General features: G+C 53.8%; 18 protein-coding genes and 4 pseudogenes. 8 read left to right on the forward strand and 14 right to left on the reverse strand.

Going from position 1 to position 21,572, the window contains the following annotated elements; translation table 11 throughout:
* From NG99_RS29315 to NG99_RS30000, 6 genes and pseudogenes are all read right to left on the reverse strand, one after another.
* Nucleotides 1–85: pseudogene (locus NG99_RS29315) on the reverse strand (transposase); the annotation flags it as partial.
* Nucleotides 86–188: 103 nt separating this feature from the next.
* The gene (locus tag NG99_RS16840) at nucleotides 189–434 is read right to left on the reverse strand and encodes a DUF3304 domain-containing protein (RefSeq protein ID WP_084110559.1); all 246 of its coding nucleotides are present in this window, start codon (nucleotides 432–434) and stop codon (nucleotides 189–191) included.
* On the reverse strand, nucleotides 431–1,195 hold the full coding sequence (locus NG99_RS16845) for a DUF4123 domain-containing protein (protein WP_034895457.1): 765 nt from the start codon (nucleotides 1,193–1,195) through the stop codon (nucleotides 431–433). Before NG99_RS16845 ends, NG99_RS16840 begins: the two co-directional genes overlap by 4 nt.
* A 9-nt stretch (nucleotides 1,196–1,204) precedes the next feature.
* A complete protein-coding gene (locus NG99_RS16850) occupies nucleotides 1,205–3,592 on the reverse strand; it encodes a type VI secretion system Vgr family protein (protein WP_034895459.1) in 2,388 nt (795 codons plus the stop codon).
* Between the two features lie 28 nt (nucleotides 3,593–3,620).
* Nucleotides 3,621–4,319, reverse strand: a complete 699-nt coding sequence (gene tssL, locus NG99_RS16855; RefSeq protein WP_052130750.1) for a type VI secretion system protein TssL, short form — start codon at nucleotides 4,317–4,319, stop codon at nucleotides 3,621–3,623.
* Between the two features lie 284 nt (nucleotides 4,320–4,603).
* Nucleotides 4,604–4,987, reverse strand: a pseudogene (locus NG99_RS30000) (DDE-type integrase/transposase/recombinase); the annotation flags it as partial.
* Nucleotides 4,988–5,315: 328 nt separating this feature from the next.
* Between NG99_RS30000 and NG99_RS30380 the strand changes: the two are divergent.
* Complete coding sequence (locus NG99_RS30380; protein ID WP_408606414.1) at nucleotides 5,316–5,573, forward strand: Shiga-like toxin beta subunit; 258 nt, start codon at nucleotides 5,316–5,318, stop codon at nucleotides 5,571–5,573.
* Nucleotides 5,574–6,014: 441 nt separating this feature from the next.
* Nucleotides 6,015–6,998, forward strand: coding sequence for a ribosome-inactivating family protein (locus NG99_RS16865; protein ID WP_052130752.1), 984 nt, complete (start codon nucleotides 6,015–6,017; stop codon nucleotides 6,996–6,998).
* A 96-nt stretch (nucleotides 6,999–7,094) separates the two neighbouring features.
* Here the strand turns inward: NG99_RS16865 and NG99_RS16870 are convergent, their stop codons facing one another.
* Nucleotides 7,095–7,709, reverse strand: coding sequence for a recombinase family protein (locus NG99_RS16870; RefSeq protein ID WP_034895461.1), 615 nt, complete (start codon nucleotides 7,707–7,709; stop codon nucleotides 7,095–7,097).
* 202 nt (nucleotides 7,710–7,911) lie between these two features.
* Nucleotides 7,912–9,090, reverse strand: coding sequence for a 2-octaprenyl-6-methoxyphenyl hydroxylase (gene ubiH, locus NG99_RS16875; RefSeq protein WP_034895463.1), 1,179 nt, complete (start codon nucleotides 9,088–9,090; stop codon nucleotides 7,912–7,914).
* Nucleotides 9,091–9,313: 223 nt separating this feature from the next.
* Between ubiH and NG99_RS16880 the strand changes: the two genes are divergently transcribed.
* Nucleotides 9,314–10,093 (forward strand): N-acetylmuramoyl-L-alanine amidase, encoded by a 780-nt coding sequence (locus NG99_RS16880; RefSeq protein ID WP_034895465.1) that lies wholly within the window; start codon nucleotides 9,314–9,316, stop codon nucleotides 10,091–10,093.
* A 152-nt stretch (nucleotides 10,094–10,245) separates the two neighbouring features.
* On the opposite strand, the gene NG99_RS16885 is transcribed toward NG99_RS16880, so the two are convergent.
* The 3 genes from NG99_RS16885 to NG99_RS16895 are packed head-to-tail and all read right to left on the reverse strand — an operon-like array spanning nucleotide 10,246 to nucleotide 15,967.
* Nucleotides 10,246–14,337 carry a DEAD/DEAH box helicase gene (locus NG99_RS16885; RefSeq protein ID WP_232298339.1) on the reverse strand — a complete coding sequence of 1,364 codons (4,092 nt, stop codon included), beginning with the start codon at nucleotides 14,335–14,337 and terminating at the stop codon, nucleotides 10,246–10,248.
* A gap of 15 nt (nucleotides 14,338–14,352) precedes the next feature.
* Complete coding sequence (locus NG99_RS16890) at nucleotides 14,353–15,003, reverse strand: DUF2913 family protein (protein ID WP_052130753.1); 651 nt, start codon at nucleotides 15,001–15,003, stop codon at nucleotides 14,353–14,355.
* A gap of 31 nt (nucleotides 15,004–15,034) precedes the next feature.
* Nucleotides 15,035–15,967, reverse strand: coding sequence for an Rpn family recombination-promoting nuclease/putative transposase (locus NG99_RS16895; protein ID WP_034895467.1), 933 nt, complete (start codon nucleotides 15,965–15,967; stop codon nucleotides 15,035–15,037).
* A 153-nt stretch (nucleotides 15,968–16,120) separates the two neighbouring features.
* Between NG99_RS16895 and NG99_RS16900 the strand changes: the two genes are divergently transcribed.
* From NG99_RS16900 to NG99_RS16920, 5 genes are all read left to right on the forward strand, one after another.
* Nucleotides 16,121–17,518 (forward strand): ATP-binding protein, encoded by a 1,398-nt coding sequence (locus NG99_RS16900; protein WP_052130754.1) that lies wholly within the window; start codon nucleotides 16,121–16,123, stop codon nucleotides 17,516–17,518.
* Between the two features lie 236 nt (nucleotides 17,519–17,754).
* Nucleotides 17,755–18,096: a cupredoxin domain-containing protein gene (locus NG99_RS16905; protein WP_052130755.1), complete on the forward strand. Its 342-nt coding sequence runs from the start codon at nucleotides 17,755–17,757 to the stop codon at nucleotides 18,094–18,096.
* Nucleotides 18,097–18,100: 4 nt separating this feature from the next.
* Nucleotides 18,101–18,913 carry an FTR1 family iron permease gene (locus NG99_RS16910; RefSeq protein WP_034895471.1) on the forward strand — a complete coding sequence of 271 codons (813 nt, stop codon included), beginning with the start codon at nucleotides 18,101–18,103 and terminating at the stop codon, nucleotides 18,911–18,913.
* 26 nt (nucleotides 18,914–18,939) lie between these two features.
* Entirely contained in the window at nucleotides 18,940–19,461 is a 522-nt protein-coding gene (locus tag NG99_RS16915) for an iron transporter (protein ID WP_034895473.1), read from the forward strand.
* 100 nt (nucleotides 19,462–19,561) lie between these two features.
* Nucleotides 19,562–19,759, forward strand: coding sequence for a hypothetical protein (locus NG99_RS16920; RefSeq protein ID WP_034895475.1), 198 nt, complete (start codon nucleotides 19,562–19,564; stop codon nucleotides 19,757–19,759).
* A gap of 134 nt (nucleotides 19,760–19,893) precedes the next feature.
* Here NG99_RS16920 and NG99_RS16925 read toward each other — a convergent pair.
* The 3 genes and pseudogenes from NG99_RS16925 to NG99_RS16935 form a co-directional block, all read right to left on the reverse strand.
* Nucleotides 19,894–20,076: pseudogene (locus tag NG99_RS16925) on the reverse strand (IS91 family transposase); the annotation flags it as partial.
* Between the two features lie 61 nt (nucleotides 20,077–20,137).
* Entirely contained in the window at nucleotides 20,138–21,079 is a 942-nt protein-coding gene (locus tag NG99_RS16930; protein WP_034895479.1) for an Rpn family recombination-promoting nuclease/putative transposase, read from the reverse strand.
* A gap of 121 nt (nucleotides 21,080–21,200) precedes the next feature.
* A pseudogene (locus NG99_RS16935) lies at nucleotides 21,201–21,572 on the reverse strand (recombinase family protein); the annotation flags it as partial.

Genomic DNA, 21,572 nt, shown 5'->3' on the forward strand with positions numbered 1-21,572 from the left:
CAACCGACTGGCTGGCCCTGTTGACACGACCCAGCACGTTACGCATGAAGTGAACCCGGCAGCGCTGCCAGCTGGCAGAGAACAGGGCAGCCTGGCGGCTGCAAATCAAAGTGCAGTAGAATATGACATCCCAAAATCTCATTGCAGCAGAGCATTTCCATGTCACATTCCTCTGAGCATCAGATCGCTCACACCAAAATGGTTAAGCATCCTGGTTTCCATTTTTCCGGAAGTTGAATACAGCAGTAACCACCGCCCAGCCCAGGTACATGGTATCCATTTACCGAAAAACCATTAATCCCTATGCCATCAATATGATTAACGGCTCGCAGATCTCCCGAGGTATAACCCTCATCACTGTTCGCCTGAGAGCACCCTGATATCAGTACAACCAGAATGGAAAACAGCTTTTTATTCATCATCCATTTCTTCATTTTTGACTCTCCATTAATGTGTTCAATTCACCCAGATAACCTGCGTAGTTAGCTTTAAAAGCGATATCAAGGCAGTGAGCAAAATGGTTTTCCTGGCTGATATTGCTGACGTTTTTTTCCTTCATCAGCGCTTCTGCATCGCTGATACAGCCCATCAGGTTGACCTGTGCATCATCAACCCGGCTCAGGTCTGGCGCATCGTCCAGTGTGCGCGTGGGTGAGAAGCTGCCAGACTTCCAGACAATCTCTCCGTCCCTGTCTCTCCAGCTCCAGAACAGCGCAATATCCGTAAATGCGGCCTGCTGTCCGGCGGTGAGAACGTGGGTCAGCAGGGATGGGAACACGCGGTTATCGTAATAACGCAGCAGGCCCGTCTGCTCTTCCCACCGTACCTGCGACAACGCCTGCAGATGGCGGCATAACAAATCGAAGGCAAGAGGGGATATCAGCAGCGTCAGGCGCGGCGTTTCTGAGAAATACTCCAGCAGCTGCTCCAGCCACATCCGGTGGCTCGTGACCGCAAAGACCAGGCGTATGAGGACCGGTGAATACTCCAGCGTTCCCCCTTCCGGGGTGCCAGCGAACAGTTCAAACCAGCGCACATCCGGAGAGAGCTGGCTCAGGGCATCCTGTAGCGGTTGACCGGTTCCGGCCTGGTCAACCAGGACATCGATGTAATCCAGCCCGGCGCCGGAACAGAGCGATTCAGCCTGCTGCAGCCAGAGCAGGTGTTTTTTGAGAATTAACGGCGTCGTTGTCATGGCATATCCTTACCCACGCGCGGCGAAGGCCGCTGCGGCTTCCTGAGCCTTTTTGAGACAGTCCTTACACACCGATTTCGGCAACTCCGGCAGCGACGTGTCAACGGTTGCAGGGGCATCCCAGACGTGCTGGCCTTTCAGGCTCAGTTTTCCTGGCGTGTGGATCTCGATACTGCCCTGTGGCGTTATGCGAATCGATGCCCCGCCACAGCCCAGCACAATGCCGTTCTTCGCCGCGAAATGGAGTTCCCCCTGCGTGGACTGCACGGTGACATCCTTCAGGGCCGTTAACCCCATCAGGTCGCCATGAGATTCGATGGTCAGCGGCCCATTGCCGGACACCATGCGCATCCCTTCCTGCTGCGAGAGCAGTGACAGGGTCTGGCTGGCGTTCAGGGAAATACGCTCCCCACTGGCAATATTGGTTTCCCCCTGACTCTGCAGATGCAGCGTCTGTCCGCTGTTAACCAGCACCGATTCAGGGCTGACCACGCCAATCCCCTGCGGGGCGCTCAGCAGCATGGCCGGTGATTTCAGCTGATCAACGGCCACAAGGTAGGCTTTCAGATGCGTGGCATCCGGCTGAAGGTTGTGGTGTGACTGCGTGATGGTACGCCACCCGGTCATCTGGCTGACGGCCCCTTTTACCAGGCTGATTGCCGGAGACATGTCCAGAACCTGCCCGGTGGCCGTCGCCTGCGCATCGGCGGTAAGAAAAAGGCCCTTACCGGCTCTGAGGGTGCCGGTGCTGTCGGTGCGCAGCTCAAAGCCCTCACCGCGTTTGTTACGCGAACCGTCAACGATATGACCGAGCGTCAGCTGGCTCTTGCCGCCATATTCCGTCGAAATTTTTACGTGCTCAGCCCCGCGCCGGTCCTCGAACCGCAGTTTGTTGTTCGCCGGGGTCCTGAGGACATTTCGCTGGTAGTTGTAGAGATTTACAGGGTCTTCATGCCGGGAATCATGCATCGCGCAGAGGATGTAAGGCCGGTCCGGATCGCCGTTGGTGAAGGCAATCATCACCTCCGTGCCGGTAATCAGCGGGAAATGCCAGCCGTAAACGTTCCCGGCATAGGGTTTTGCCAGGCGGACGGGGAGACTTTCAAAGCCGGGTTGCCACGTCGTGTTGAGGTCAAACTGGAAACGCACCCGGTAGCGTCCGGTTTCGCCCAGTTCGGCATACTGTGCGTTTTCTACCGGGCTTGTCACCCTGGCGGCCAGCGTCCCGGCGATATGTGGCCGTGGCAGCAGCGGTGGGCGATACGAAACGTGGCGCCGGTAAGGAACGGCGGTAAAGCTGATGAGATAGGCCGTGTCGCGGGATATGCGGTGTGATGATGTTGAGACCACCACCAACCCGTCCGGTGCGTCTTCCCAGCTTTTTCCCTGTGGGTGAATAATCATCCCCGGACGGATATCCATTCCGTTCGTTTTACCTTCAAAGACAACCTGCTCCGTTATCAGCCGTTCGCGACGGCGCTTAACAAACCAGCGCCCCTGCTCCGGCTGCTGCTCTGCGGCCAGGCTGCCCTGCTCCCTGTAGTTCTCACCGTAGCGGTATTCTTCGCCAGTGAGGGCGGGATTATCCGGATCGGTTTCCTGCTGTACCTGCATATCGCTCTGGGCTTCGCGATAATATTCATCGTTCACCCGTATCTGCCCGGCAACCGTGTGTCTGTTGACCGTCACGTCCCACAATGATTCCTGACCGCCATCAAACAGCCCCGACGGATGGCGAAAGGCGATTTTGGGGCCATCCGTAAAGGCGCCGCCGGAATCGCCCAGCACCAGAACATCGCGGTGATTTTCTTCATCCCACGCGAAGTACCAGAACACGCCAACCCGGGCCAGATGGCGCTGAATAAATGCCAGTTCGCTTTCAGCGTAAGAGATGAAGAAATCCCGTACCGGGTACTGCGTATTCAGCTGGTAGCGGAAGTCGAGGCTGGAGAACCCCCAGCGCGTCAGGGTATCTTCGACGACGCCAATCACGCTTTTGTTCTGGTATACCGCATACGTCAGGCTGTTGCGTAACAGGGCCAGGCTGGATTCCAGCACCAGCACATAGCGCGTGATATCGGCGGAGCGTTCACACTGCTGAAATGACGTGATGACGCCCCGCATCACGCGGGGCGTAATGGTCTGCCAGGGCTTACCGTCAGGATAAAAAAGAAGCTGTGCCGTGGTATTGATCAGTACGCTGGCCGGAATATCGGGCGTCTCGCTGGTCAGCTCAACCGAATAACGCCAGGGGGTGTTCAGGGCTTCTTCGCCACTGAAACGTAACACTGAGAGCTGGATGTCAGGGGCCTGTTTATGCAGCGCCGGGATCTTCAGCTGGTAGTGATTATAGACGGGGAACTTCCCCCCCTGAAGGGTAAACGAATTTTGGGTCATGACCTGCTTTCTCCCTGGTCAGTTGTTATCAGCGCCGCGTGAACCACAGTCTGAGCAGCCAGTGCAGATGAGCACTCATCGCACAGGAAACGGCGACAGTCACCAGCAGTCCAGCCAGTTGCAATACCCACGGCCTGCGCCGCCAGAGACGAATGTCCGGCCGGTGGCTGCGGATAAAAACCGGGGTGTCAGCTTTGTCCCGGGCACCGGGTAACCGTTCGCGCAGCTGGTTCAGCAAAGACTGGCGCTCTTCATTATCTTCACCCCCATCAGGGATGTGTTTTCCCTGATAGCCCAGCGTCAGCATCCGGTGGTAACAGGCCATAATGGCAACAGAAGGAGCAGGCTCGCGAAGCAGCTTTTTGATGTGTTCGTAGAAGTATTCGCCGCCGCGAAGGTGCATCAGCAGCCTCGACTGGATCGGCGACTCATGCCACCAGAACGAGACGTCAACATCCTTCTGGGTCATCACGGCCTCATCCAGAAAGACGCAATGCGCGAACTTGATTTCTTCGCAAACAGCTTCTGTGGCCCCCGCCTGCTGCAGCTTTTCCTGAACCTGTTCGATTTGCTTAAGGCAGTGCTGATAAAGCTGCTTATCCACCACCACGCCAGGCGTGTTACGGATGGCAAGCGCCAGAAGCCAGGTGTCCTGAAAAATGACGTCCATAAAGGCAGCGGGATGCTGACTGAAGCATGGGGTGGTTTCGGTTGCAGAGGCGGTCACGACACCTGACTTCCTTATCTGTATGAAATATCTTCCGGTACCCGGATTCTGGCAGATGTCCGGTAAATCAAACCGAAACGGAAAGTAATTAAAACCTTTTTGTTATTATGGATAACAAATTTGCTGTGAAAGGGTTTTGCCATTCTTCCGTTTTTTAGCCCGGACTGTTCGGTGCTCACTGAGCTGTGCTCCGCCTCAGTCCAGGCTAAAAAAACGTTACTGGGATTTGGGGCGCAAGGGAACAGTAAATGCCGTTAAGCTGTCACTCAGGGCTGACATGAAGGGATAACCCCAATACCTTTAATTGTGGCGTAAACTGTCCTCATGGTTTTAAATCCCAGCGTGACACCGATTACCCTTTTCAGCTTGCCATGATCACATTCAATGACGTTATTCCGATACTTAATCTGTCTGTGTTGAACATTAGATGAATGTCAACCTTCGCGTTTGAGAAGAGCGCACGGCCATGGGAGGGAGCTTTATCCGTATTGATAAAGCGCGGGATCTGTCACTTACGTCCGTTGCTGAATAATTTGCCCAGTAACAGGTCGGTGGCTTAAATGTTACGACGCCGGGAGAGATAAAAAATCGACAGAGCGGCCCATATTGCTGACGGTCCGGGAAATATAATCCCAGCGGCCAATTACCTTCATGTACGTTTCATCAATCTGGCACTGGAAAAAAAATGGAATTTTTTGGATGTAACCAGCTATTGATGGATTCTTATCAAAAAACTTGCGATTTTTTTTCGATTTGATGCGGGTTTTCATTGAGGTTTTGTTATTGTTTTGAGTGCAATAATAATTGGGATATTTACTTAACTGAAAAATAAAAACATTAAATTAAATCTCTGTTTGCATAGATGGTGATTTATTTTTTTTTGTGATTAAAACAAGGAGATGTAGCGAAGTACATATTGCAGTCTAAAGAATGAAATATTTTATAGAGGAGGATTATATGAGATACGGTTTGAGATTGTTTGTGTTGTTGGCTGTGATGACATCTACCTTCCCTGCATTGAGCGCAGGTCCCAGATTATGTTGTACCGGGAGGATAACAAAAGTAACGTACAATAATGACGAGACACTATCAATAATTATAAGTAATGGTTCTAATAACAGAATAGATCTGTTTACCAGAAGATGGAATCTGAGAAATTATCTTTTTAATGCATATGTACTACAAAAAGAAGTGTCAATTTATACTAATGAATGTAGGAATGGCGGAGGGTTTGCTGTTGTGTCATTCAACTAGATTTAATGATGATTATAAATAACAATGTTTACCATCTGCCACGCATAATACTTTGGGTTAATAAACCTACTTGTGTTTTTATGTTTAAGGTGAGTTTAACAATTGGTAAGTAATTATTTTACAGCATCAATGACTGGATGAGCCCTCGTCAGGGGGCTGCATGTGTAGAATAGATTCTTCTGAATGGATAACCTTCTGGATTTTATTATTGGTGACAGTAAGGGGAAATGATGTGAACCATGTGAGGTGGGGGAATGTTTCTTGATGTTATAAAATTAATTTTTACATGGTCTGAGTATAACAGAATTCTTGATTAACTGGGAGGGTTTTATTGTGAGTTCATACAATGAATAAAGTGCTGGTCTTTTCTGTTTTATTAAGTAAATTTAAATGATTATTAACAATTTTCACTAATCATCCTATTAAAGGAATGCATTATATATGTTAGATGAATCTGTCGATATTTCGCAGCCAAGGTTGAGTTTTTTTGCAATAATACTAAATTTACTGGTTTTGGTTTTGGTTTTGGTTTTTGTTGCATATACTGCCACATGTTCCGCTAAGAATAGTTACATGATAGATTTTAGCACACCAGATAAGTATGTTAAATCTCTAAAAGATATAAGGGGGAATATAGGGGTTCCACTTACAAATATAGGGGGTGATCAAGCCAGGATATTTATGCTTCCCCCTCAGCGTGAAGGTGGAATGGATGGTATTATTATAGCTATTCGTGGAGTGGATTTTTATAATGATGAGGAAGTCGCTCCTGTTAACTTTGTTTTAGATCCAACTAATTTATATATTTCTGGATTTATTGTTAATAACATTTATTATCGATTCTCTGATACATCAGGAATCAATGCGCCAGGGGTGATTGGCACCATCCAAATTAATCAAGAGTCATCATATACATCTCTTCAAAGAGTTGCTAACATGCAACGTTCAGACATGATAATTAACAGAGCAACGCTTACCGACGGTTACAGTCAATTAACGAGATTTTCTGGAGGAAATATAAATCAGGAGACTGCAAGAGCTTTACTTCGTTATATTACAGTGATCCCTGAAGCTTTGCGTTTTCGACAGATTCAGCGCAATTTTCGTCCTGCGCTGGATGTGGCGGCAACTCAATATGTTATGAGTAATCCTGATATTTCTCTTACTTTAAATTGGGGGAGATTAAGTTCAGCATTACAGGAATTTGATGAGAGACTTGCATCTGGTATACGTATTGGGTCGATTAACCTCCCCACTGCATCGGATATTTTATTGGCTATTGCTGTTTCTTTAAATTGCAATAACAATTTTAGTAAGTTCTCCGCTAGTTATCGTGGTATTGCAAAATGCCCGATCAATAATTCAGTTATAATTAACAAAGTCATTTGGAACAAAGAAACCATAACTACTTTACTATCTGAATAAACGAACTCCTTTTTTGATGTGGTGATTCCTTACAATAGTTGGGGGGTATTGTGCCGCTGTTTGATGTTCCAATAGTGGCTACTTTGAGCCAATAACTCATGGCTGATTGAGCAGTTTCTTTCCGTCAGCCCGCAGTTCTCCTGACGGCGACAGATGACGGTATAACGTCTGTCGCGAGATACCAAGCTCTTTGCATAAATCACCTATCCGGGTCTCTGGCTTCCCCATTGCTGCCATCGCCAGGCGCAGTTTGGCCGCCGTCATCTTGAACGGCCTGCCGCCTCTTCTTCCCCGGGCCCTCGCTGAAGCCAGCCCGGCAAGGGTGCGTTCAGTTATCAGCTCCCGTTCAAATTCAGCCAGGGCTGCAAAAATACCAAAAACAAGTTTACCCGCTGCGGTCGTGGTATCAATCGCTGCCCCGTGTCCCGTCAATACTTTGAGCCCCACTCCTCGCCCTGTCAGATCATGTACCGTGTTTATCAGATGGTGTAAATCACGGCCCAGGCGATCCAGTTTCCAGACAACCAGCGTGTTGCCTTCCCGTAGAGCTTTCATGCAATTCATCAGGCCGGGTCTGTCTTCAACTTTACCTGATGCATAGTCTTCATAAAGATGCGACGGGTTAACACCAGCAGCCAGTAAAACGTCGCGCTGGAGATCGGTCGTCTGAGAGCCATCTATCTTTGATACCCGCATATATCCAATTAACATTTTTCACCTGTCACAAATACGTTCGGTTAAGTGACAATCATTAACACAATAATTTAGCCGCTGAATATTGTCACAAAACCCGTGATTTATTCAACGTTATGCAAATAAGATGATTTTTAGCTTTGGTTACGGAATTTTCTCTGATTACGTGCGTATTCCGGCGTTTTTCAGGGGGGGGTAGCCTGTTACGTTATGCCCCCTCTTAACGTTTAACCCAGCCCAGCATTCTTTCAGCCAGCGGGTGCCGTAGAGGAGGGAAAAAATTCATCGCCAGTAGTCCGATATTACGGGCTGCTACCAGCGGCAGATGATTACCGGAAAATAAACGAACAAGCCCGTCAGTCAGACCAATAGTGGCGTCAACATCGGCTTGCCGCCTCACCTGATAACGCCGCAGGACGGTGTGGCAACCCGGGTCCTCTCCTTTCTGCCAGGCGGCGATAAGCGTTTCAGCCAGCGTCATCACATCACGCAGACCGAGGTTAAACCCCTGGCCGGCAATCGGATGCAGGGTCTGGGCAGCATTGCCCACCAGGGCCAGCCTGTGGGAAATTCGTTGTGAGGCTTTCTGTAAAGTTAACGGATAACTGGTGCGCTGCCCGACAGTAGTAAAGGCACCGAGACGCCAGCCAAAAGCCTGCTGTAGCTGGCGGAGGAAAAAAGTATCATCCCACTCATTCAACTGGTCACGATGTGAGAGGGGGTGGCACCATACCAGCGAGCAGCGTCCCTGCGACATTGGCAGCAGAGCCACTGGCCCGTTCTCAGTGAAGCGCTCAAAGGCCCGTCCGCGATGATGTTCGGAAGTGGTAACGTTGGCGATTACCGCAACCTGTCCGTAAGATTCCTGCTGCCAGTGCAGGCCACAGGACGCCGCCACGCCGGAACGGCTGCCGTCAGCGGCGACCAGCAAAGAACCCTCTGTAACCGTACCGCTTTCCAGAACAACGCTGACCCTCTCTGTTTCACGACAGACCTGCACGATGCGGTCCGGACAGTGCAGCGATATGCCGGGCGCACTGCGCAGAAGCCGGAATAAGACCTTTCCGACGTCGTGTAACTCCACCACCTGTCCCAGAGCGCTGACGCCGTAGCTTTCAGCGCCGAGCCTGACAAAACCAGCATGACCAAGATCGCTGACCTGAACTTCCCGGATGGCGGTCGCTGTCGCCTGCAAATGCGGCCAGATCTTCAGCGTTGCCAACTGCTGGCAGGTACCGTCTGCCAGCGCAATAGCCCGGCTGTCATAGCCAGGATGCTGCTGTGAGCCAGGCTCACTGGCCTCAATGACAGTAACGGGCAACGCTCCCTGTGACAGACGGGAAAGGGCCAGTGCCAGCGTGGCCCCGGCAATTCCCCCTCCTGCGATAATTATGTTCATTAATCCACCTCCCGGAACAGTCAATATATTGAGCTTTTATGGGGGCACCTGAACTTATCAAAATACAGCTTATCAGACGCCGGTTATTTGGGGCGTACAGCGTGGTGAACCGCCATCTGGCATTAGTAGCATGATAATTGCTGATCATTCAGGCCGTGTTGAATATTTAGTGCTATTACTCAATATGTACCCTTTTGTGGGAATTCAGGCAGAGGCCCTTCTCATGTATCAGATCGATTATAATTCATACCGTTCGGTTAAAGGTTTTAACCGCCGCATCCGCTTTCTCGTTATGCACTATACCGCCGGGGATTTTGCGGCATCCGCTGCGGACCTTTCCGGCGACGGAACGGTCAGCGCGCATTACCTTATTCCCGATACCGATGACCCGACTTATACCGCAGCCGGATTCAGCGACATGCGCATTTTTAACCTGGTTGACGAAAATGAACGGGCCTGGCATGCGGGCGTCAGTCAGTGGGCTGACCGGACTAACCTGAACGACACGTCGATTGGTATTGAGATTGTCAATCAGGCCAGCGAGGATGAAAACGGCAACTTCACCTTCCCACCGTACACCGATGTTCAGGTTGAGGCCATACGCGAGCTGGCGCTGAATATCCTTCAGCGCTATCCGGACATCACCCCGGTTAATGTCGTTGGGCACTCGGATATTGCTCCCGGCCGCAAAAGTGACCCCGGCCCTGCTTTCCCGTGGAAAACACTTTACTATGCCGGTATTGGCGCATGGTATGACGATGACACCCGGTCTGCATACGAAGCGCAGTTCAGCAGTGACGGTCTGCCTTCAGACGATGACATCGTCGCAAAACTTAAGGCGTATGGCTATGACGTCTCCGGTGCCACAACCGATTCCGGACTTCAGCTGCTTATCCGCGCCTTTCAACTGCATTTCAGGCCGGACAACTATGATGGCGTGATTGATACCGAAACAGCAGCGGTACTGTATGCGCTGACCGGTAAATACTTTCCAGAAATGTAAGGAAATACAGTAATATCTCCGCCTGTTGATTATGATTTATCCGCAGGCGGATGCCTCAGTGATTACGGCCCTGAAGCAGGCGAAAATTTTCCTTTAAAAACCGTTATTTTCGACGAGGACAGCGGTAACCCGCTCAAATTTTGTCTTTCCGATCACTTCTGCTGTTCGCGCAGTATCGCCAGCAGGGCCTGAGTGTCCATCCGGCCCACGCCGTCGCTGCCTTCCAGCAACGCTTCCGCCATCTGCCGTTTCCGGCCGTGCAGGGCGACTATCTGTTCCTCAATCGTCCCCTCCATCACCAGGCGGTATACCGTGACCGGACGCGTCTGCCCCATGCGGTGTGCCCGGTCGCTGGCCTGGTCTTCGACCGCCGGATTCCACCAGGGGTCGAGATGAATGACATAGTCGGCGGCCGTCAGGTTAAGCCCGGTGCCGCCCGCCTTCAGGCTTATCAGAAACAGGTCCCCTTCACCCGCCTGGAACGCGGCCACCCGTTTTTTCCGGCCTGCCGGCGGGGTCGAACCGTCAAGGTACTGGTAAGGAATGCCCTGTTCATCCAGCGCGCTCCGCAACAGCGTCAGATGGTCGACATACTGGCTGAACACCAGCGCCTTGTGGTGGTTTTCCCGCAGCTCACCGATGATGTCAAGACAGGCCGTCAGCTTGCTGCCCGCCAGCGGGATATCGTCCAGCACCAGTGACGGGTGGCAGCAGAACCGGCGCAGCCGGGTGATTTCCGTCAGCACCTGCAGCGGGCTGATGTCGTCACCGCCCTGCTCCAGACGTTCCACCGCCTGCTGGCGCAGGGCCTCGTACCAGTGGCGCTCTTCGTCGCTCAGCGGAATGGTGTGAAGGATGTCGGTACGCGGGGGCAGCTCGTCAAGCACCTGTGACTTGGTCCTGCGCAATATAAACGGTTTAATCAGCTGCTTCAGTGTGGCGGCGGCCAGCCGGTCCCCCTGTTCAGCAGGGGCCACAAAACGCTGGTTAAATGACTTCAGGCCGCCCAGCAGGCCCGGATTGAGGAAGCGGAACAGGCTCCACAGCTCAGCCAGGTGGTTCTCCACCGGGGTACCGCTCAGCGCCAGCCGGAAGTCTGCCTTCAGCATCATCACGGCACGCGCCCGCTGCGTCTGCACATTTTTGATGGCCTGCGCCTCATCCAGCACCACGCTGTGCCAGGGCTGTGCGGCAAACGCCTGCGCATCCTGCAGCAACAGGCCGTAGCTGACCACCACCACATCAAAGTCGCCGGTGGCAGGCAGGTCGCGCCGGCGACGGTAATCATGTATCCGCAGCGTGGGGGCAAATCGTGCTGCTTCGCTCAGCCAGTTATACGTGACGGAGGTGGGGGCCACCACCAGTTGCGGGCCGCCGGTGGCACGCTCCGTCAGCAGCGCCAGCGTCTGCAGGGTTTTTCCCAGTCCCATATCATCGGCCAGGCAGGCACCCACACCCCATTTTGCCAGTCGTGACAGCCAGCAGAACCCTTCCTGCTGGTAGTCACGCAGTTCCGCTTTCAGCGTGGACGGCACCACGGGCTGGTGTTGCTCCCGTATTTTCAGCGCACGCAGCTGCCGGCGCCAGTCCGCATCGCCGTCAGACTGGCCGGCTTCGTCAGCCAGCGTTTTCAGGAACGGCAGGGTCAGCGCATTCAGGGTGAGTGACTCCGAATCCACGTCCCCGGCCAGCAGGGCCAACTGCTGCAGGCGCTGACGCAGCTGATTATCCAGCGCCAGCCACTCCTGCTCGCCCAGGCGAATAAAGCGGCCGTGGCTTTCCTGCAGAAGGGCCAGCACCTGGCGCAGCTGCAGTACCCTGCCGTCATCCAGCGCCAGTTCACCGGACAGGGCAAACCACTCCCCCTGCCGGCGGACGCTGAGCGTCAGTGCCTGCATGTCGCGACGTCCACCGAGCCGCAGACGTTCGCCCTCCGGCCACACGCATTCGAGCAGCGCCGGGTCAACGGCGCGCAGCTGCGTCAGCGCTTCCAGCGCCTCCTGCGTGCCGGCCAGCTGCCATTCGGTGCTGTCCTCTGATGACGTATCCAGCACCGGGCAGGCCGTCAGCACCTGCTGCAGCCGGGCCTGTTCAGACGAAAGGTCCCGCCGGGTCTGAACAGGCTGCCCGTCCTGTTCACCACTGACGATATCGCTGCCGCGCCCCGGCGTGAACGCGGTGCCGTCCGGCAGGGGCCGGACCAGCAATTGCAGGCGCAGCCCTTCGCCCAGCGGCAGCAGATGTGCGTAAAGCTTTTCGTCCGCCGGTACGTGAGGAATGTGCGCCATCAGCTCAGGCAGGTTCGCCCGGACGGGGAGCAGCGGCGCGATGGATGACACCGACTGCAGGACACGCTCGCGGGCGGCTACCGGGATACGCAGTCCCTTTCCGATAATACCGGCTATCCGGCGGTGCTCATCCGTCACCGGATACACCACCAGACGCACCGGGGTCTCTTTTTCCCAGACCAGTTCGCGGGTGTCGCTGACGGCGGCGGGACTGAGCGTGAGAGCCAGATGACTTCCTTCCTCCGCGATGTCCAGCGTCACCTGGCCGGGTTCGATATCAATCCGCACATCGGGCGCTTCCTGCCAGAAGACAGCCGGGTGGCCCGCCAGCGCCGGCAGGGCCGCCTGCGCATCCAGGATTAAGGTGTCGCCGTGCCCGTAAAAAGAATACGACGGGGCGTGATGAATATGCCGCACGGCCTGCCGGTCCTGCGCCAGCAGCCAGGGCAGCGCGTCAGCGGACTCATGGAGACGTCTGAGGGAAACCGCCCTGCCTTTTGTCCAGGCTCCCCGGCTGTATTTCTGTTCCCGGGGTTCGAGGCTCAGCTCGTGGCGGTGCAGGGTCAGAAACCAGGCCAGCCTGGCCGTGCCGGCGCTTTCCTGCGGCGTCAGCTGGCTAAGCGCGTCCAGAGCATACTCCCAGGCCTCCCGGCGGCGGTAAAGCGTGCTCAGCGGGCGCTGGTCCGGTCTGAACACCGGTGCCGTCTGCTGATACTGCTGATGGAGGAGTTCCCCGATGTCCTGCTCCAGCCGGCGGTACCCCCGTTCATTCAGCTGCGTTCTGAAAATTTCCAGCCGCTGCTGCGCACGCGGGCTTTCTGCCGTATCGCTTCGCCAGTGCCGCAGCAGTGCCTGAAACACGCCGGACATGCCGGTCAGCGGAGAGGCGGCCAGCTCCGGGGGCACGCCCTGCGGCGGATGGCCTTCGCATTCATGAAGCAGCCCCTGCAGCAGCACCCAGCCGCTGCCTCCCCCCTCGCGGACGGCATACTGTGCCAGCTCCCGGAGCGTCGGGGTATATTCAGGCTGATGCCCGGCCAGCAGCGTCAGTGCGGTCATCATGGCCGGCAGTGGCGGCAGCAGCAGCCGGCGTTTTCGGGTTGCCCTGCGGTACTGACTGACCAGCAGCCGGTATGCCTCAAGCGCGGCCTCCCGGTCTCCCTGACACAGTGCGGCCCAGCCCGTGACGGCCGGGGGAAGTTCTCCTTCCCCGACAATCCGCTCAAGGCGGTCACGGTCGTCACGCCATATCGCCTGCAGGGCCAGAGGCTCCCGTAACGCGGACGGCGTCGTACCCTGCGCGTCGCTGAACGCGCAGGCGTACTGATAAAGGGCGGTGCAGTCGCTTAGCCGGCGGCAGGCATCATCAAGGAAGCTGGCCAGCAGCGTGGTCTGGATGCCTGGCTCCAGCAGGGAAAAGGCCAGCCGTCCGTCACCGTCGGCCAGCAACAGAAACGCCGGGTGAGTGCGCGGCGCATAGCCGGGGTGCGTCATAACCTCAGGCAGGTGCAGCGACAGCGCCCCACTGTCCCCGGCCAGCAGGGCATACCACAGCCGGGCTTTTTCCGAACGCAGAGTGTTTCTCAGGCGTGAATGGTCGCCGGGCTGCCCGGAACCGCCCCAGACTGACGGATGTGTGACCATGTAAAGGTAAACCGCATTTTCATGACCGGTCGTCAGATGCCAGCGGTTGTCCACCGTCCTGAGCCATCCCCGGGCGGTCAGCATTCTCAGGGCCTCAGCCATATCCGCGGCATTCATGCTGCGGGTGCTGACCGGGCTGATTTCCAGCTGGTGAAGGCCGTCCAGAAGGGCTGTTTTTGCCAGGTCGTCCTGCAGGGCCAGCAGACAGAGGATGGCGGCGAGATGCAGTGGCAACGACCTGAGGCTCTCAGCCTCAGGGGAAATCCCCGCGTTATCAGCGGGAGACGGCATTCTGCTTGTGTGTCCGGTCATGGAGGGGCTTACCTGTTAACGTGGCTGCAGCGCATCCGGCTGCGGTGGTACTTCTGCGGGGTTCAGCACAATCGTGTGGCAGTCTGATGTACTGGCAGGCAGTCCGGGGCGCAGACCGTACTCCGACATCACGTGAATAAACTGCGCGGCGTCACCCACGATACGAAATGGTACGGGGTGCAGGTGATGGCCGTCGTGAGAGAAAGCGGCACTGAGCGCGGCTTTTTCAACCCAGAAGCCGTTGTGTTGTGACGGCACCGGCGTGCCGCCCGCCGCCCATTCACGTGAGTCCATCACGTAATTGTCCCAGCCCTGGTCTTTCAGGGTTTCGGTTGCGTAAGTGAGGCGAAACAGGTCGGACTGGTCAGCCAGATTACCTCTGCAGGAGCGCCAGATGTATTCCAGATGCCGGTGCAGCCTGCCTGCAGGTCCGTGTCTGCGCCCCTGCTCCAGCAGCCACCGGATATCGGTAGCCACACTTTTTGGAAAGCGTTTTTGCTTCTGGGCGGTGGCCAGCCAGCGGATAAGGAACAGATTGTCGGCAACCGGCGTACCGGCAACACCTTCCTGCCGGGCCAGTGCCAGCGCCGCCAGGGCGCAGAACGCCAGATGACTGAGCGCTGAAGTGGTGTTCTCTGTGGTAACGGATCCGGTCTTGTCTGACAACAATGGCTACCCTGCCCCCTGAAACGAAAGATTAATGGTGGATTTGTGCCAGGTCGTCGTCGGACAGCCCGGTCATTTGCATTACCGAGCTGCGATCGATGCCGTTCTGCAGCATGGAGCGGGCCACCTGAAGTTTACCTTCAAGCATGCCTTCCTGGCGTCCTTCCTGACGTCCTTGCTGGATACCCTTCTCAAGGCCCTTCTGTTCAAGCTGTTGTGCAATAGTCATCAGTTCATCCTCATGTTGCGGCACCCTCAGTGCCAGTTCGCGTACAAACGCCTGTGCATCTGATGATTCTCCGGCCTGCAGAATATAGTGTACCAGCGAAATGACCTGTGGCGAAGACAACCAGCCCGCCAGCAGGATGGTTGCCAGTCTGTCCGTCAGCTCCGCCAGGTCCCGCTGGCGAATATGTTTTTGCAACAGGGTCAGCGCGGCCATGCTGCGGTGGTTCATTATTTCCTCATCAGAAATAACCGTCACGTCAACCAGCGGAAAATCTCCCGCATACAGTTTTCCGGCCAGCGCCGGATCGTCAAACTCCTGCAGCCAGTTGGTGGAGTAAGGATAAGGGCTGCGTTTGCCGGTATAAAACAGCACCGGAATGACCAGCGGCAGCTTTTTGTGACCGGCATCGAGATGGCGCTGCATAGCTGCCACCGCGTACCGGATGAGCCGAAAAGCCATGTGCCGATCAGGGCTCGACTGGTGCTCGATAAGCACATGCACGTAGCCGTCATCCCCGGCGGTGGTTTTCAGGCTGTAGAGCACGTCGCTGAAGTACTGACGGAGGTCATCCTCGACGAATGAGCCGGATTCCAGCTTCAGCGTGCTGAGATCGCAGATGGCGCGCAGTTCTGCCGGAAGATGAATATCCATGAAATCACGGGCGATCTCCGGCTGTGTCAGAAACTGCCGGAACGTGGCATCGTGGGGGGTGGGGATGCTGCTTTTCTTCTTCATCAGTCCGGGCTCTGAAAAATGACCCGGATATGCTATCACAGCCGTGAGAATGCTGGTATTGACAGTGAGTTGTATTACCCCCTTACGCCATGGAATGTTTTACTCTTCTGAAATCAGTATAATAGATAAACAGTAATGGACCCTCCGGAGTGAATGGCTATGAGCATTGGCGGCTGTGATTTGAATACATTTGCAACCAGACTTAATGAAGTTCTTACGCTCAGCGTGCCTGTCAGAACACCAGAAAAGCTGTTTGGCAGGGAAAGGCAACTCGAAAAAATTCAGCTGGCACTTCATTCTCCTGGCCGGCACGTTTTTATCTATGGTGACCGTGGAGTGGGTAAAACATCGCTCGCACATACCGCCGCCTCGCTTGTCCAGTCATCCGACAACCGGCCTATCACCGTTAGCTGTGACCATGATTCAACCCTGGAATCTGTCATTGAATCAGCCATTAATCAGGGGCAGTCAAGAATGCAGGTTGATCGCTTTAAGACATCAGCAACAATTGGCGTGAACACTGCATTTGTGAAAGCCGAAGCCCGCTTTGATGAACGTGATATATCTCCTAAGCGCTCGATAGTTAATATGGCAGCGGCTGTAGAGGCGCTGAATTATCTGGCCAGTAATTATTCAGACAACACAGTCATTGTTATCGATGAATTTGATTTGATCCGAAGCGACGAACAGAGGGCGCGTTTTGGTGTTCTGCTTAAACAACTGAGCGATGGTGATGTATCTGTCCGTATCATCTTTACCGGGATTGGGCAGTCTGTTTCCGACCTGATTGGCGGCCATCTTTCCAGTCAGCGACAGATTGAGCAGATAGACCTGGAACGTCTGCACTGGACTGGCCGTCAGTGTATCGTTGAAAGTGCATTTGAGTATTTCGGACTAGAGATCCCCTCAGTGATATCTGACCGTATTTGCGCGCTGAGTGACGGATTTCCGTACTACGTCCATCTTATGTGCAGCAAGCTTTTGCATGAATGTTATATGGCCGGGGAAGTTGTCACTACAGTTACTCGCCCTTTGTTTATGGCTTCACTTAATGCTGCTGTGATGTCAGCAGAGGAGACGCTGAGATCATGTTACGAGATGGCAACCTGGCGTGATGAACATATGCATCATATATTGTGGGCTATGGCTGAGGGGGCTGATCTCAATCGTAAGAAGGACCATATCATTATCTCTTATCTGCAGGTAATGAAACTTCTCTCGATAGAGCCATTAACCCAGAAAACCTTCGATAGCCGTTTCGCAAGACTCAGGCAGGAAAATCACGGTGCAATCCTGTGCCATGCTCTTGTCGGAAAGGATGGGGTTCGCCCCGGCTGGTATCGATTTAGTGAGAATATGATCAGAGGTTTTGTACGAATGCAGGCTGAGAAATGCGGGATCATACTGGATTTTGATCGCCAGTACAGTGCGCATACTGCCAGCATCAGAACCGCAGCAGTTAAAGGGGTATATAATCCATTAAGCTCTGTGGAGCGTAGCGTTGCTCGTCTCAGGCGTGATGATGAGAAAGATGGTGAAGAAAACATATGAACCAGGAGAGCAGATTGATACTTTGATCGGTTTTGTTTTTTTTCTTGGGTTATCGCAGCTACCCGGTCCCTACCCCCCAATGTGATAACTGGCGGTCTACTCACCTCAACGCCATCGAATTTCATTACCGGTTTAAACAATGCTTAAATGATAATGATTCTTTATATCATTTATCTTGCCAGCCTCTCATACCCGAAGGCACACTGCCGCAGATTTTCATTTATGGATTGATTAAGATGAAAGTATTGCTGGCTGTGGGCTTCTCACTGCTCTGTTTTTCCCTGCCTTCTGTCGCTGAAATATCAGAACGCACCGTTTTGCCATTAACACTGACTGACAACGGCTTCTTACCGGCTGAGCTGACCGCGTTCGCCGGTAATAAGCTGATCATCCGGATGACAAACAAAAGCAGCCGGGTTGCTGAACTGGAAAGTTATGATATGAAATTTGAGAAAATAGCCCCACAGGGAAAGACTGTTTCAGTCTTTGCCGGTCCCCTTCGTCCCGGTAAATACCGTTTTTTTGATGATTACAGCCTGTCTGGTTACAGCGGATGGCTGACGATCAGGGAGGAATAAATCTGTGCTTGCTGCGCTGGTCATTGTTTTCAGAGAGGTACTGGAAGCTGGATTAATTATTTCGGTTATTCTTGCGGCCTGCAGAGGCGTCCCTGTCCGTAAATACATTCTGATGGGCATACTGGCCGGAGTGGCTGGGGCTGTCATCCTGGCATTATTCACCGATCACCTGGAAAGCATGCTGGACGGACGGGGACTGGAGTTATTCAGCGCCGGCGTTCTGTTGCTGGCCGTTTTGATGCTGTCGTGGCAGGTGTTGTGGATGTCTGCCAGTGGAAAACGGTACGCCAGTTCCTGTTCCCGGGAAACAGAGAGGCTGCTGGCCGAAAAAGGCGGCTATTCTTCCATCGCAATTCTTGTCGCTCTCACCGTTCTGCGCGAAGGCGCAGAGGTTGTTCTGTTTCTCTACAGTCTGTCCCTGACGGTCACCAGGAGTGCTGGCGTCGGTATGCTTGCTGGCGGTGTTGCGGGGGTGCTGTTTGGCGTACTTGTTTCATGGGGCGTTTATTCGGGGCTGGTGCTTATCTCCTTACGCACACTTTTTGCTGCCAGCAACGTCCTCCTGATATGTATTGCTGCGGGGCTTGCCAGTCAGGCTGCCGGTATTCTTGCCAGTGTGGATATGTTGCCGATGCTGGGATGGCAGATATGGGATACCTCATTTCTTCTTTCTGACAGCAGCTGGGCCGGAAGTCTTGCTCATACCCTTCTGGGCTACACCGCAACACCATCAGGGATACAGCTTTTCGCCTGGTTGCTTGTTTTTGCCGGTATTTTTTCCCTGCGTTTTTATCTGCTCCGCCGGGAGCAGCATTAATTAATAAAATGGAGACTGTTCGCGTTATGAAAATGAAAGTAATGGCCGGTATGCTGATAATGGGTGGCCTGGCGGCGACAGAATGTGCTTACGCAAAAGAATATCCGGTCGGTGGCCCGGTACAGAAAGAGGGTATGGAGATAGCCGCGTCTTACCTGGTGGATATTGAAACGGCGCCAATGCCTTCCTCAATGGTGATGGGAAAAGATGTCATCCACCTTGAGACCGACGTCCATGCCACACAGGATAACAAGTGGGGATTCCCACCGGATGCATGGATACCCTACCTGAGCGTGGATTATGTGGTTCAGAAAATCGGTGATGCTGACTTTATGGAATTCGGGCAGATGCTGCCGATGTCAGCTGCCGATGGTGCACACTATGCCCACTCAGTGAAGATGAAGGGGCCAGGGACTTATAAGGTATTCCTGAAATATACCCCACCGGATGAAAAAGGGTATGCCCGCCATACGGACAGGGAAACCGGGCTGCCTCAGTGGTTTTCTCCTTTTGTCGAAACATTTACATTCACCTATCCCCAGAGCTGATGTGGCTTCCCGGCAGCACGTCTGTTGCTGCCGGGAACTGAGCTATGCATAAAAGACATATTCTGATTTTCGTTCTGTCCCTCTCCGCAGTGCCGGAAACATGAATTTGCGAACATATCTCGTTGGTGGCCTAGTTGTAGGCGTTTTGTGTCTGGGCTGGGCCGCCGATCATTACTACAATAAAGCCATGACATGGCGTAATACTGCGCATCAGTTAGAGACGGTGACAAAACAGCAGGCCGCGACAATTACCAACATTAATCAGCGCCAGAAAAAACTGGCCGCGCTTGATGGTTAGGAATCTGAATCGCATCTTTTGATAGCGACTGACCATGAATGTCAGCACGAACTATCCCTTTGATGACACGGCCATGCGTGTGTTTATGTATAAAAATGCAATGTTTGTCGTATTTTTAATCTGAAATCCATTTTTCAGGCGCACTGATCCAGAGCAGGCATCCGCAGCCATCGCTTTTTCTCCACCCCATACAGCCTTTCTGACAGCAGTTCCGTTGCATGGGTACCTGCCTGAGGGCCGGCAAAGCGCAGCCGGTCGCCACACAGGATACACTGGTACGGGTCGGTCCCCAGGAACGCTTTCATCAGCACCTCGAAGGTAAGCGTCAACTCAGCACCGTCATTCACTGATGGCCAGACAGGGAGTTTCAGGAAAGGATTAGTGGCGCATCTGCGCCAGGTCGTCTTCAGACAGACCGGTCATTTCCATGACGGTACTGCGGTCGATACCGTTCTGCAGCATAGTGCGGGCAATTTTAAGGGTAGCTTCACGCTCGCCTTTTTCAATTCCACGTTGCTCACCGAGCAGCAGCCCTTCAGCCCTGCCCTTCTCTATACCCTTTTGTTCAAGCTGTTGTGCGATGGTCATGAGTGCGTCTCCGTGTTGCGGCACACGCTGTGCCAGTTCGCGTACAAAGGCTTCGGCGTCGGATGTTTCGCCTGCCTGTACTATATAGTGTACCAGCGATATTACCTGCGATGAAGACAGATATCCGGCCAGCAATATGGGCGCCAGCCGGTCAACCAGTTCTGCCAGGTCCCGCTGATGAATATGCTTTTGCAGCAGGGTCAGAGCAGCCATACTGCGATGGCCAGTGATTTCATCATCCGGAATGACCGTAACGTCTACCAGCGGGAAAGCGTTGCTGTAGAGTTTACCTGCCAGAGTCGGATCGTCAAACTCATCCAGCCATCGTGTGGAGTACGGATACGGGCTGCGCTTACCGGTATAGAACAGCACCGGTATCACCAGCGGCAACTTTTTATGCCCTGACTCCAGGTGGCGCTGCATGGCGGCCACCGCATAGCGTATCAGGCGGAAAGCCATATGTTTGTCCGGCGTTGACTGATGCTCGACCAGGACATGAATGTATCCATCGCCGGCTGTGGTTTTCAGGCTGTAGAGGACGTCGCTGAAATACTGGCGGAGATCATCCTCAACGAACGAGCCGGATTCCAGCTTCAGTGTGCTGAGATCGCAGATGGCGCGCAGCTCTGTCGGCAGATGCAGCTCCATAAAATCCCGGGCAATATCCGGTTGAGTCAGAAACTGCCGGAATGTGGCATCGTGAGGTGTGGGGGTGCTGCTTTTCTTCTTCATCAGCCCTGGTTCTGAAAAATGACCCGGAGATGTTATCACAGCCCGATAAAAGCTAACATTGGCGGTGAACGGAATTGCCATTCCTGCAGGGGACTGTCCCGGGGTGGTCAGGTCCCCTTCTTTACCCTTCTTCTTTGCTGCAGACGCGAATTACCGTCATTTTAGATACACCTGCAAGGCGTGCTGTTTCCCGAAGCGATTTTCCATGAGCCAGGCGCAGAGTGCGTATCAGTTCATGCTTCTGCGCATCGGCCACCCTGCCCCGATATCTGCCCTCCGCTTTTGCCTTGCTAATACCTTCAGCCTGGCGTCGTCGCCGGTCCTCGTAGTCTTTTCGGGCAATAGCGGCGAGCATATCCAGCATCATGCCATTTACGGCCTTCAGCATGCTTCGGGTAAAGTCATCACTTACTGTGCTGGATAGCGCCAGATGGCTGGTCGGCAGATCAAGACTGACGATGGCCAGCTGCTTGATGGTTAGGAGATTGAATCG

Source organism: Erwinia typographi (genome assembly GCF_000773975.1).
In the GTDB taxonomy this organism is placed as follows: domain Bacteria; phylum Pseudomonadota; class Gammaproteobacteria; order Enterobacterales; family Enterobacteriaceae; genus Erwinia; species Erwinia typographi.